This window comes from Hathewaya histolytica, from assembly GCF_901482605.1.
In the GTDB taxonomy this organism is placed as follows: domain Bacteria; phylum Bacillota; class Clostridia; order Clostridiales; family Clostridiaceae; genus Hathewaya; species Hathewaya histolytica.
This window is the reverse complement of the sequence record NZ_LR590481.1, coordinates 824,418-837,522: the sequence shown is the minus strand read 5'-3', so window position 1 is coordinate 837,522 and position 13,105 is coordinate 824,418. Positions and strand designations below refer to the sequence as shown.

Genomic DNA, 13,105 nt, shown 5'->3' with positions numbered 1-13,105 from the left:
AAATATTTATATATAGTATATTTATTTATATTAACTTATTACCAAAATAATCCTTTTGAAAAATACCTATCGCCTCTATCCGGAAATAGTGTTACTATATTTCCTCTATCTATTTTTTTGATTAACTTTAACACTCCTGCCATAGCCGCTCCAGAGGAAGTTCCTACTATTATACCTTCCTTTTTAGATAATTCCCTACTAGCTCCAAAGGCTTCCTCATCATTTACTTTTATAACTTCTGAAACTAGGCTCATATCCATAACTGCAGGTATGAAATTGTTTCCAATACCCTCAATATTATAAGGCCCTTCTTCACCGCCCCCCATGGTGGAGCCTTCTGGATCTACTAAAACTCCTTTGATTTTTGGATTTTTTTCTTTTAAATATTTCATAACTCCAGTAAAAGTTCCCCCACTACCTGCTCCTGCTACAAAATAATCTATTACCCCATCCAAATCCTCGTATATTTCTCTACCAGTACCATAATAATGAGCCTCTGGGTTGTGAGCATTTTCAAACTGATGTAGTGAGGTTGAATTTTCTATAGATTGAAGCAAAGTATTTGCATACTCTATTGCACCTTTCATCCCCTTCTCTTTTGGAGTTATTATGACTTCCCCACCTAGTGCTTTCATTAATGCTATCTTTTCATCAGAAAACTTATCCGGTACTACAAAAATTGTCTTATATCCTTTATTTAAAGCTCCTATTGCTAGTCCTAGACCTGTATTTCCTGCAGTTGCCTCTATTATGGTCATTCCCTTTCTTAAAACACCAGCTCTCTCACCTTCCTCTATCATATAAAGTCCAATTCTATCTTTAATGCTACCAGCAGGGTTATAATACTCTAACTTTGAAAATACATTAACTTCTTTTGTAATATTAAAATTATTCAGCTTAATAAGTGGTGTATTCCCAATTAACTCCTTAATATCATTATAATATTTCATTCATATCCCTCCTTGCCATATGAAAAGCTTTTTCTATATCTTTTATCAAATCATCTATATCTTCAATACCTATGGAAAGCCTTACTAGATTTTCAGAAATTCCAGCTGTATCTCTTATCTCTTTAGGAATTGCGCCATGAGTCATAGACGCTGGATGGCAAATTAGGGATTCAACACCACCTAAACTTTCTCCAAAAGTTATAATATCTAAACTTTCTAAGAATTTTTTATAATCTATATTACTCTTTAAAGTAAAAGATAAAATACCACCTGAAGCTTTAGCCTGTTTTTTATTTATTTCATATCCTTCATGGGAAGGAAGTCCTGGATAGTATACTTTTTCAACTTCTTCTCTATTTTCTAAAAACTCTGCTATATATATTGCATTATAAATGTGCCTGTCCATTCGTACCCCTAAAGTCTTTATACCTCTAATTAGTAAGAAAGAATCAAATGGTCCTAAAACTCCACCTGTAGAATTTTGAATAAAGTGCATTTTATCACCTAACTCTTTTGAACTTACCACTACAAGTCCTGCAACCAAATCACTATGACCACCTAGATATTTTGTTGCACTGTGTAGAACGATATCTGCACCAAGTTCTATAGGTCTTTGAATGTATGGAGTCATAAAGGTGTTATCTACTATAGACATTATCCCCTTCTCTTTTGCAAGGTCTGTTATATCCTTTATATCTGTAACATCCATTAATGGATTTGTAGGTGTTTCTATAAATATAGCTTTAACACTGTCTTCTATATTCTTTTCTACTGATGCTCTGCTACTCATATCAGTTATCTTATAGACAATTCCAAAATTATTAAAAATTTTATCAAGTACTCTAAAAGTCCCTCCATATAGATTATCTGGGATTAAAATTTTATCTCCACTTTTAAAAAGAGAAAGTACTGCTGTAATTCCTGCAAGCCCTGATCCAAAAGCAAATCCCCTGTAACCATTTTCTAAATCTGCTATAAGCTTTTCAAGTGCTTCCCTTGTTGGGTTACCAGTTCTAGAATATTCATATCCTGTATTTACTCCAAAATGAGCCTGTTTATAGGTTGAAGTTTGATATATTGGAACATTTACAGCTCCTGTTCTTTCGTCTCCGTCAATACCACCATGAATTAATAATGAATTAAATTTCATAATTACATACCTCCAAAATTTTATTTTATAGCTTTGCCTAAGAATATACCTGTTTCTACAAATTCACCTTTTGATGAATACCCTGTACATTTAAGTCCTATATCTTTATATTTTTTATACTTAAATTTTTCATCTTCCATCCATTTTAAAATATCCACCTCCTTAAATCCCAACCATTTATCAAACATTTCCTCCTTAGCCCAATGAGCATCATGCTCCATTACGTCTGTTATTATTAATGTTCCACCGGGCTTTAAAATCCTATACATTTCTCCGATTGATTTACTAGGATTAATTACGTGATGAAGTGCCATATTTATAAATATAATATCTACTGATTCATCAAATAGTGGAATATCTTCTAAATCTCCTTTTATAGGATAAAGGTTATTATAGCCTTTGTTTTTAGCTTCTTCTTTTAAAATTCTTAACATGTTTTTAGAATTATCTATAGAAAAAACTATTTTTGCCTCATCTAACAATCCTAAGGAAATAAAACCACTACCACATCCTAGATCTGCTACAATTTTCCCATTTATATCAACCTCTTTAAAAGCCTTATACTTTAGTTCATCCTTAAAATATCCCTCTCTTATAGTATTCCAATTTGCCGCAATAGAATCAAAATAATTCATAGTATTCATAAATATTCCTCCCTTTTTATAAAAATAAAATCCTACCCCTATTACAGAGGCAGGATAATCCCGCGGTTCCACTCTGATTATTATATTTAAAAATTAAATATAATATCTCTTAAAATTTTGGTACTAATATACCTCAAGGCTTTAACGGGCCTTCCCGCAACAGTCTACTATTTTTTCGACCTAGAGCTCAAAGGTGCATTCACTTAAATCATTACTTAAAGCCTCTTCCAGCCTAGAAGACTTCTCTCTGCAAGTTCTCATTAAGCTACTATTCCTTATCTTAGCTTTTAACATATCCAAGTTATTCGATAGGAATTATATATTTAGTAATATTATATGCATAACCATATGTTTATGTCAACAATAAATTTAAATAATTTTAAATCTTTTATTTTATAAGCTATAATTAACATAGCTTATTTAATGAAATTTATTGGGGGAATACATTATGATATTAAAATCTGAAATTCAAAAATTAAAAGGTGAAGGATTCTTAAAACAGAAAGATGGAGATTTTTTTTCAGTAAGGATACTAAGTTCTGCTGGAAACTTTTCTTCAAAAGAGCTTTCTCAAATATCTCATATTTCTGAAGAATATGGAAATTCATATGTGGGATTTACCACTAGACTTTCCTGCGAAATACCTTGGATAAAATATGAAGATATAGATAATGTAAAAAAAGAACTAGACAATTTTAATCTATCTTATGGTGGAACTGGAAAAAAGGTCCGCCCTCTAATGGCTTGTAAGGGAACAGTTTGTACTCATGGAATTATAGATACTCAATCTCTATGTAGAGATTTACATGAAAAGTATTTTCCTATGGATATGCCTTCAAAATTTAAAATAGGTGTAGTTGGATGTCCTAATAACTGTGCAAAAGCTTCCTTAAATGACCTTGGATTTATGGGTAGAATTGTTCCAGAATTTAATAGTGATACTTGTGTAAATTGTGGTATGTGTATGAAAGTTTGCAAAGAAGGTGCTATAAAGATAGTAGATGGTAAAATTAATTACTTTAAAGATAATTGTGTTAGTTGTGGAGAATGTACTAAAGTCTGCAAGTTTAATTCTTTTACAGAAAAAACATCAGGAGTTTCTATCTTTGTAGGTGGAAGATTTGGACGAAAATATAGTATAGGAAGAGAGTTACCAAAAATCTATTCCATAGATGAAGCTAAAAAAGTATGTGATACTATTATAAATTATTATAGAAAAAATGGACTACCAGGTGAAAGAATATTTAAACTTATAGATAGAATTGGATTTGATAAGTTTATACAAGATATAGAATGTAATTAGATTTATAAAAAGAAAGGATTTACTTTACATAAACTAAATCCTTTCTTTTTTAATTTTATATTACTAAAATTTTTGAATCTAAAATACTAATACATTCTATCCATTTGCTCTTTTCTATTTTCTTGCTTTTCTTTTAAATTACTTAAATCTTCTCTACTCATATTTTCACTATTATGATTTAAATATCCTTGTGTACTTACATAGTTATCTTTTAAATTTTCTAATTGTTGTTCTGGAGTATTATTTTCTACATCATTCCCATGAACAATGCTATTTTCTAATTCTTGCATATCTTCTCTTCTGCTTTCCTGTATACTCTTTGCATTTTCTAATTGTTCTCTTGATGCTATATCTGAATGTTGTTCTAAATGTCTTTCAGTTCTAACATAGTTTTCCATAGTTCTTTCTAATTCATTTAATCTATTTTTTACTTCTCTTTCGTTTGCTTTTTTCATATTACTCTCCTCCTTATTTTTTATTACACTTTTATTTTGCCTACAAACTATATATTAATACTTATTAATTTGTTCCATAGATTTTAAAAATTACGTTGACATTTTTTGCTTATCTGAATATAATTATTTTGTATCCCATCGGATTAGTATGTTTTATATGTAACCTATTAATAAAAGTTTAATATTATATTTTAAAGGAATTTAATTAATACAATTTAAAATAACATTTGCAAAGGAGGACCATTATGAAAAAAATTTTTAACAGTTTGATTTTTAAACTACTCATATCAGTGGCTATCGGTATTATATTAGGTCTTATAGTTAACACAGAAATTATAACTGTAATAGTAACTTTGAAACACATTTTAGGACAAGTTATATTCTTCATGGTTCCTTTAATTATAATAGCTTTTATAGCACCATCTATAGCTTCTCTAAAAATTAATGCTAGTAAATTACTAGGTATAACTGTACTAATCTGCTATTTATCATCTATAGGTGCAGCATTCTTTTCCATGACATTGGGATATTCTATAATCCCCAAATTATCTATAAATAATAATATTCAAGGGTTAAAAGAACTTCCAAAACTCTTATTTAAATTGGATATACCACCTATAATGTCAGTTATGAGTGCATTAGTTCTAGCTTTAATATTAGGACTCGGAACCTCTTGGACAAGATCTGAAAGAATTGAAAAACTACTAAATGATTTTCAAAACATTATGCTTAGTGTAGTAAATAGGATAGTTATTCCTATACTTCCTACTTTTATAGCAACAACTTTTGCATCACTTTCATATGAAGGTTCTATTACAAAGCAGCTGCCAGTATTTATAAATGTATTGCTAATAGTTATAGTAGCACATTATATTTGGCTTGCATTCTTATATGCAATAGGTGCATTAATATCAAAGAAAAATCCATTAGATGTTATAAAACACTATGGCGGTGCCTATTTGGCAGCCTTTGGAACCATGTCATCTTCTGCTGCACTTCCAATGGCTTTAAAAAGTGCTAAAAAATCTCCAGTTTTAAGAAATGATATTGTAGATTTTTCAATTCCACTTTGTTCTACTACTCATCTTTGTGGCTCTGTATTAACCGAGGTATTTCTTGTAATGACAGTATCTCAAGTTGTTTATGGAAAACTTCCTAGTTTAAGTACTATGATTTTATTTGTAATCTTATTAGGAATTTTTGCAATTGGAGCACCTGGTGTTCCTGGCGGAACTGTTATGGCCTCTTTAGGTCTTTTAACAAGTGTGATAGGCTTTAACGACTCTGCTGCTGCTTTAGTTTTAACTATATTTGCTCTTCAAGATAGTTTTGGAACCTCATGTAATATTACTGGTGATGGAGCAATTTCCTTAATACTCACAGGAATTGTTGAAAAAAGGGATTCCTTTAAAAATTCTTCTTCAAAAGAAAAAATTTCATCATAATTAAAAGGTTGTCTACCAGTAGACAACCTTTTTCTATTTATATTTAATTAGTTACTTTGCTTTTTTCTTTTTCTAAAATAATCATAAGTTCTGCCATATCTTTTTCCATAGCTTTAAAATATGCAAGAGCTGTACCTAAAACTTTATCTGGATCAAACTCTTCATCAGAACCTACAAACTCATAAGTTACACTAACATTGTTTCTCTTATCAATATAATATTTAATACCTTTGGATCTCATATTAAATTCATTGATAGTCTCTAAAGCCTTAGATATAGCTTTATGGCCTGTTAAATCTATTACTTTAGTTATAACTTCAACTACAGGAGTAGGATAAATAATTACGCAATACTCGAAATTCCCAAATTGATTTTGAAATACACTTTTGTAGTAATGAACATCATCTTGAACAGCTTTCTCAAAAGCGTCTTCAATTTCCTTCTCTACAATAAAACTTTCAAATATGTCGACTTTTTTCACGCAAATCCCCCCATTTATTAACTTTAATATATATTAACACAAAGTTAATATTTATACAATTTAAATTTTTCATTAAATTTATATATTGAAAATAAAAAACCCTCCAAAAGTATAAACCTTAAGAGGGCTTGTCTTAAATTATATTTAATTTTTAAATCTCTTCTACTATGTTTTTAATCCAATTATCTGATTTCAATCTCTTTAAACAGAATATAGCTTTTACTACTTCTTCAAGTGTTACTAAAGCCACAACATACTCAACAGGTAACTTTAAGAAGAATGCTCCAATAAATGCTGAAGGAACACCTAGTCCCCACATAGTGAAAACTTCTAGCTTTAAAGAATAATTTGTATCTCCTCCACCCCTTAATACTCCAACTACACAAGTTATATTAAATACTCTAATTATCATAATTACAGAAATTATATACAATATAGTTTTTGAAGTATTTCTAACTGTCTCTGAAACATTGAATAAGGAAAGTATAAATCCTGCACTACCACTGAGAAGTATAGCTATAAATATTCCTATTATACAAGATATAACAGCGATTTTTTTAGAATCTTCTATAGCCTCTTCCTCAAGTCCAGCACCAACTTTATTACCAACAAGTACTGTAGATGCACTCGCTATTCCAAATATAATTACCATAAACATATTTTGAACTGTAGTACAAATTTGTGTTGCTGCTAATGCTTCTGTCCCTATTCTTCCATAAACTACAGAATATATTATAGTTCCTACACCCCAACAAGCTTCATTTAGAACTACCATAGTTACAGTTTTTAGTATCTTTAAGGCAAAATCTTTAGTAAAGCTAAATATATATTTGATTTTAGCATTAACTACATCGTTCTTAACATATACATAAGCAACTAAAGTCGCACATTCAAAAATTCTAGCAATTAAAGTAGCTAAAGCCGCGCCTTCTACTCCCATTTTTGGTGCACCAAATTTACCGAATATGAACATATAGTTAAAAAAAGTATTACATAAAATTGCAAGCATACTTACTATCATAGGCGGTACTGCTTTATTTACAGCTCTTAGAGCTGTACCATAATTAAATGTTATAGCCGTAAATAAATAACTTAGACATACTAACTTTAAATATTTCATTCCTTGGTCTATTACAAAAGCTTCTTTATTAAATAATGATATAATAGCATATGTAAATACAAGGGCTGCTAAAGTAAATATAAAGGAAACTACTATTCCTAGTAAGTTACCAAATCCAACTACCTTTTTTATATTTTCTTTATCTTCTTTTCCCCAAAATTGCGAAATGAATACCCCACATCCTGCATAAATTCCTATAAGAAATAAATTAAATAAGAAAAAATATTGATTTGCTATTCCAATTGCAGCTATTTCCTTTTCTCCTACTTTACCAATCATAAGAGTATCTATCATGTTTAAAGAGGAAGCTATAAAATTTTGAATTATTATAGGCAGAGCTACTGTTAAAAGACTTTTATAAAGCCTCTTATCATTTAACATCCAACTAAAAAAGTTTTTCGATTTACTCATACGCATCTCCTTTCAATTAAAAAACAACCAGTTTGAAGTTTTTTCAAAGTGGTTGCTTCTAAGCACTTTTATAAAATGTAATTCCAATAAAATATTTTATAACATTTCAGTATAAAATTCAACATATTACAACATTTTTTATAATATATTTATTTCATTATTTAAAATATACTTAACTACACTATCATCTTCATTAGTCCCTATAATCTCTGTAGAATATTCTTTTAATTCATCTTTAGCATTAAGTACTGCTATTGAGTTTTTAGCTATTTTAAACATAGGAATATCATTATAACTATCACCAAATACAGTAATTTCACTTTTATGAATACCCTTAATTTTAAGTAAAGTCTCAATTGCATTAGCCTTTGTTGCTCTTTCAGAAGTTATAACAAGCCAGTGCCATCCTGGATAGTATTGATCTTCCTCAAAAGTCATACTAAAACAGTTACCATATTTATCTTTTAAAACCTCATATAAACCTATTAAGTTTTCTTTTTTATTTATTATAGTAAATGTAATTATTTTATTATCTAAGGCGTGTTTAATATTATCTAACTTCAGAAGTCGTTTATCTCCTTCTCTTTTTTTATTATTAAGAAGAAGCTCCATTCCTTCATTAATTACATCTGCATAACAAAGCTTGTCCCTACTTCCTGTATAAGTTGAAATTAAAGGAGAAGAACCATATTTATTACATAATTCTATAACTTCCTCAGAAAGACTTTTATTTATACTATTTATAACTATGTGTTCTTCTGTTTTATAATCCGTAATATATGCTCCATTATGCTCAATTACAGGAAGTGAAAAAGGTATGTCTGAAAGTATATACTTAATTGATGTAAGACTACGTGCTGAAGCTACGGTAAAGTCAATTCCATTATCTAAAATCTGTTTTATACCTTCCCTTGAATACCTAGATAATGTAGCATTATTCCTAAGTAGAGTACCGTCTAAATCAGTTATATATATTCTGCTCATAAAATCCTCCCTAATAAATTCTCTCTAAATAAATTTTGCCTTTATTATACCTATAGCAACGCCTATAATATTAGCCTCTTCTGTATTTAACCATATAGGATCATATTTTTTATTCTCTGGCATTAAAAATATATTATCGCCTATAGTAACATATCTTTTTAAAGTAGCCTCTCCATTTATATCCACAGCTACTATATCCTTTACTCTCGCAGTATTTTGTTTTTTCAGAACTATATAGTCACCATGATTAATATTTGCATCAATCATGCTATCTCCCCTTACCTTAACCATAAAGCACTGAAGACTATTTTCTAGCCAGAAATTAGGTAAAAAGAATTTATCTTCTACATTAGAATTTATATATATTGGCTTTCCTGCTGCTATATCCTTATAAACGTTTAAGACTTTTAAATTACTTAAATCACATATTTCCTTGTGGCCATTATCATATATAATAAGTTCACTTAATTTTTCACCATTTCTTGCAAATTCATAATTTTTGCCACGTTTTAAATCAATATATTCATAATTCTCTATAAAAGTCCCTAAAATAGTATTGCTAAAATGAGGAATATCATCTATTTCTCTTTGTTCTTTGTTAAATATTATAATTTTATTACCATCAGTAACTATACCATACTCACACTCTATATGGGTACTCATATAGGTTTTTAACTGTCTTATGCCCTCTTCTAAACCTTTGTCAGGCCTTTTAGTTTCTATAAAAATATATGGTATCTTCTCATTGTCTATATGTTTATATATAACCGCATCTACAAATCCAAGTTGTGAAAATACATTTACCTTATATTCTATATCCATAATCTCTATTGGATAACCATAGGTTTCATTTAGCTCTTTTAAAATCCATTGCCTTACTTTTTCTTCATGGCAATATACATCTTTTATTTTATTCTTAAATATATATTCTTCAACATTTATATCATAAAAGCTTCTAATACTACAATTATATTTTAAAGATAAAAATTTGCTATTAATATCCTCTATGAATTTTGAAGGTTTTCCACTGCTTAGCATATACAACTTTTCACTAGCCCTTGTCATACCTACATAAAGTAACTTTTTTTCCATGATTTCATATAAGTCATTTTCACTCTTACTCCCAGAATACATATTAGGTAATATATTTTCACTTAACTCCACAATAAATACTACTTTAAATTCTAGTCCCTTTGCAGAGTGCATCGTTAGAAGTTTTATAGAATCCATATCAAAATCAATTTCTTTTGTTCCAACTAGATTATTTGGAATATTCTTATTGTCTAAGTACTTACTAAGCTCTTTTAATGGATTATTAATTCTACATATTATAGCTATGTCTTTATATCTATAATTTTTCTTTAAATTTTTATTAATCTCTCTTTCTATAAACTCCCACTGACTTTTACTTTGATTGAAACTTTTGTATATAGGATACTCCCCTTGTCTATCTAAAAGATATGGCTTTACAAAATTTTCATCTCCAATAATGTCAAAATCCTTTTCTATAAGACTATATGCAGATTCTGCTATTTGACTTGTAGTTCTATAGTTTTTAGCTAAAGAGCTACTCTTACCAGTCATATCAAAGCCAATACTGGTAAAACTCCTCCCTTGTACGAACCATGATTTATTGTAAATACTTTGTGCCGTATCCATAATAAATAAAATGCTAGAATAATCCTTCTCCTTATAAATAGCCTTTAAAAACTGGAACTGTACCCTACTTAAATCCTGACCCTCATCTATAATAATATGAGTAAACTTTTTAGTAGGATTCTCCGTAACTTCTTTTAAAGCTATAAGAGCAATATCATTAAAATCTATAAATCCATTTTCTTTAATTTTATTACTATATATAAGCATTAAATTAAAAATAGCTTCCCTTGCCCTTGAATTCTTAAGTAATCTTTGCCCCGTAGAATCTGACTTATTGCTCATTCTTCCTAATCTATCAACCTTTTGATATTCATCAAGTTCTAAGTAATTACATGCTTTTATCCATTGCACTTCATCTTCTAAAAACCTTACATTCTCTCTATCTATTATAGAAACATCACTATATAATTTTTTAGTTTCTTCAAGACTCTCCCTGAAAAACTCATTTGATTTAGCACTATTTTTTAAAATTTCATACTTTAATCCATAATTTTTTATATATTTAGAGTAGTATCTATACATTAAAGAGTCTATATTAATAAGTTCTACTTTATAAGCATTATCTTCAGAATCACTTAAAACATCCAATTTATTTTCCCTTTTTACTTCATTATAAAGATATTTTAAATAATTTTTAAGAGTTTTATTATATGTAACCATTAAAATATTATCATCTTTATCATTACAATAATTGTATAAAAGAAAGGGTATTCTATTTACAGCTACAGTAGTCTTCCCACATCCTGCTACCCCTTTTAATAAACTATGCCCTGCTGGTGTTCCATATGTTATCCTAGTTTGTTCTGCATTAAGATGCATACCAATACCCCCAAATAAATAATACTTAAGTATATTATAATTCAATTCTGAAAAATATGTAATATTATATTTAAATAAGTAGATTAAACTCATTTTTGATAAAAAAAACCTCTCTCATTACTATTATGTAATATAAATTAGTTATAATTCTATATATCTTTTATTACATTTAAATCATACTATAACTTATATTCCATAATATATTTTAAAAATCACAAATTATTATATACTTTTCTTTGAAATTATTGTAAAATTTAAGTAAAACATTTAAAGGAGAGATGAATAGTGTTTAGTGACGAATACCTTTATAGAAATACATTAGGTATAAATTCTAAAACTTTTCCTTACTTTTATGTTCTAGAGAAGGATACTAATTTTAGTACAAGACTTTACAAAGTCTATATTTTTAAAAACAGAATATTATTTGTAAATCTTGGAGAACAACTTAATATTTTAACTTTGAACAATAAAAAATTTATTCAAAATATCTGTGATAAAGAAATATTCTATGACAATCTAAGCTTAGATACAAAAACTTATATAAATACAGATAAGCATAACTTTGAAATCACCTCACAACTCATTAATTCCTTAACTTTTAAAAAGACCTTCTTTCTTAAAAATTCTATTACAACTCATTCAGGGAAATTATATATAAAGTTTAAAAACTCTAAATCTAGGAGCTTTACAATATTAGGAAGACAGTATGTTGAATTTATATTTTCAGAATGTAAATCAATATTTAAAAATTGTAAACTATTAACCTCAGAATATAACTGTAATATTCTTAATACAATAAACTACTATGAAAATTTAGGTCATTATTCTATGGGATTAAAAATATTAGAAAGTTTTATCAGTAAAGAAAAGTTAGATTCTAAAACCAAAAGCTCTTTACTTTTAAAAAAAGTAAAGTTGCTTCAAAATATAAATGAATATGATAAATCTATAAATCTTTTACTAAGTTTGAAAAATAACTTTAAGGATGAAAATAAATTTTTAAATGAAGTTTCTTATATGTATATTTTGCTAGAAAAATTTGACAAATCATTAGAAATCACAAATAATGTATTAAATAATTGTAGGAATAATAATATAGCCTATTTTAATTTAGGTAAAGCTCTAATAGGAAAAAAAGAATATGCTAAAGCCTTAAAAGCTCTTGATAATAGCTATGAAAATGGATATAACCTCCCCAATATCTATTTAGAAAAATCTATAGCTTTATTTAATTTAAAACAATACAAACCCTCTCTAAAATTTATAGATATTTATCTAAAAAAATTTCCTGAAGATATAAAAGCCATGATTATAAAAACAGAAAACTTATACTTTTTGGGTAAGTATAAAAAAGAAATTTTTATATTAGATAAAATACTGGCTTTAGATAAAACTATACTTCACGCTTATTGCTTAAAAGCAGATGCATTACTGCAATTAGGCAACGAAATTGATGCTCTTTTCATTTTAAATGAAACCATAAGAACGTGCCCAGACTATCCATTAGCTTATTATATAAAAGCATGCTACTATGCTAAAAACCGTGAACTAGAAAAAGCTATTCAAAATTTAAAAATGGCTATAGATATTTATCCTAACTATATTGATTATGCTTTAGATGATTCAAGGTTGAATTTTATTAAATTCACATCTGAATTTAGTAAACTAGTAATAAGATAAAGGC

11 protein-coding genes and 1 other annotated feature are annotated in these 13,105 nt (G+C 28.1%); of the genes, 3 read left to right on the top strand and 8 right to left on the bottom strand.

Going from position 1 to position 13,105, the window contains the following annotated elements:
- Positions 1-38: 38 nt before the first annotated feature.
- The 3 genes from FGL08_RS03905 to FGL08_RS03895 are packed head-to-tail and all read right to left on the bottom strand — an operon-like array spanning position 39 to position 2,744.
- Positions 39-950: a PLP-dependent cysteine synthase family protein gene (locus FGL08_RS03905; RefSeq protein ID WP_138209530.1), complete on the bottom strand. Its 912-nt coding sequence runs from the start codon at positions 948-950 to the stop codon at positions 39-41.
- A complete protein-coding gene (locus FGL08_RS03900) occupies positions 937-2,100 on the bottom strand; it encodes a trans-sulfuration enzyme family protein (RefSeq protein ID WP_138209529.1) in 1,164 nt (387 codons plus the stop codon). Before FGL08_RS03900 ends, FGL08_RS03905 begins: the two co-directional genes overlap by 14 nt.
- 20 nt (positions 2,101-2,120) lie before the next feature.
- Positions 2,121-2,744 carry a class I SAM-dependent methyltransferase gene (locus tag FGL08_RS03895; RefSeq protein ID WP_138209528.1) on the bottom strand — a complete coding sequence of 208 codons (624 nt, stop codon included), beginning with the start codon at positions 2,742-2,744 and terminating at the stop codon, positions 2,121-2,123.
- A gap of 42 nt (positions 2,745-2,786) precedes the next feature.
- Positions 2,787-3,035 (bottom strand) — a binding site (T-box leader).
- Between the two features lie 157 nt (positions 3,036-3,192).
- On the opposite strand from FGL08_RS03895, the gene FGL08_RS03890 reads away from it, so the two are divergent.
- Positions 3,193-4,047 carry a ferredoxin-like domain-containing protein gene (locus FGL08_RS03890; protein ID WP_138209527.1) on the top strand — a complete coding sequence of 285 codons (855 nt, stop codon included), beginning with the start codon at positions 3,193-3,195 and terminating at the stop codon, positions 4,045-4,047.
- Between the two features lie 86 nt (positions 4,048-4,133).
- Here the strand turns inward: FGL08_RS03890 and FGL08_RS03885 are convergent, their stop codons facing one another.
- Positions 4,134-4,502, bottom strand: a complete 369-nt coding sequence (locus FGL08_RS03885; protein WP_171011971.1) for a hypothetical protein — start codon at positions 4,500-4,502, stop codon at positions 4,134-4,136.
- Between the two features lie 245 nt (positions 4,503-4,747).
- Between FGL08_RS03885 and FGL08_RS03880 the strand changes: the two genes are divergently transcribed.
- Complete coding sequence (locus FGL08_RS03880; RefSeq protein ID WP_138209525.1) at positions 4,748-5,947, top strand: dicarboxylate/amino acid:cation symporter; 1,200 nt, start codon at positions 4,748-4,750, stop codon at positions 5,945-5,947.
- A gap of 43 nt (positions 5,948-5,990) precedes the next feature.
- On the opposite strand, the gene FGL08_RS03875 is transcribed toward FGL08_RS03880, so the two are convergent.
- From FGL08_RS03875 to FGL08_RS03860, 4 genes are all read right to left on the bottom strand, one after another.
- Positions 5,991-6,428 carry a hypothetical protein gene (locus FGL08_RS03875; protein WP_138209524.1) on the bottom strand — a complete coding sequence of 146 codons (438 nt, stop codon included), beginning with the start codon at positions 6,426-6,428 and terminating at the stop codon, positions 5,991-5,993.
- A 151-nt stretch (positions 6,429-6,579) separates the two neighbouring features.
- A complete protein-coding gene (locus FGL08_RS03870) occupies positions 6,580-7,959 on the bottom strand; it encodes an MATE family efflux transporter (RefSeq protein WP_243117933.1) in 1,380 nt (459 codons plus the stop codon).
- A gap of 138 nt (positions 7,960-8,097) precedes the next feature.
- Positions 8,098-8,943, bottom strand: a complete 846-nt coding sequence (locus FGL08_RS03865; RefSeq protein WP_138209523.1) for an HAD family hydrolase — start codon at positions 8,941-8,943, stop codon at positions 8,098-8,100.
- A 24-nt stretch (positions 8,944-8,967) separates the two neighbouring features.
- On the bottom strand, positions 8,968-11,421 hold the full coding sequence (locus FGL08_RS03860) for a 3'-5' exonuclease (protein WP_171011970.1): 2,454 nt from the start codon (positions 11,419-11,421) through the stop codon (positions 8,968-8,970).
- A gap of 285 nt (positions 11,422-11,706) precedes the next feature.
- Between FGL08_RS03860 and FGL08_RS03855 the strand changes: the two genes are divergently transcribed.
- Entirely contained in the window at positions 11,707-13,101 is a 1,395-nt protein-coding gene (locus FGL08_RS03855) for a tetratricopeptide repeat protein (protein WP_138209521.1), read from the top strand.
- The last annotated feature ends 4 nt before the right edge of the window (positions 13,102-13,105 follow it).

Coding starts and splice junctions, on each gene's coding strand:
- FGL08_RS03905 (WP_138209530.1), bottom strand. CDS start 950: ATGAAATATTATAATGATATTAAGGAGTTAATTGGGAATACACCACTT.
- FGL08_RS03900 (WP_138209529.1), bottom strand. CDS start 2,100: ATGAAATTTAATTCATTATTAATTCATGGTGGTATTGACGGAGACGAA.
- FGL08_RS03895 (WP_138209528.1), bottom strand. CDS start 2,744: ATGAATACTATGAATTATTTTGATTCTATTGCGGCAAATTGGAATACT.
- FGL08_RS03890 (WP_138209527.1), top strand. CDS start 3,193: ATGATATTAAAATCTGAAATTCAAAAATTAAAAGGTGAAGGATTCTTA.
- FGL08_RS03885 (WP_171011971.1), bottom strand. CDS start 4,502: ATGAAAAAAGCAAACGAAAGAGAAGTAAAAAATAGATTAAATGAATTA.
- FGL08_RS03880 (WP_138209525.1), top strand. CDS start 4,748: ATGAAAAAAATTTTTAACAGTTTGATTTTTAAACTACTCATATCAGTG.
- FGL08_RS03870 (WP_243117933.1), bottom strand. CDS start 7,959: ATGAGTAAATCGAAAAACTTTTTTAGTTGGATGTTAAATGATAAGAGG.
- FGL08_RS03865 (WP_138209523.1), bottom strand. CDS start 8,943: ATGAGCAGAATATATATAACTGATTTAGACGGTACTCTACTTAGGAAT.
- FGL08_RS03860 (WP_171011970.1), bottom strand. CDS start 11,421: ATGCATCTTAATGCAGAACAAACTAGGATAACATATGGAACACCAGCA.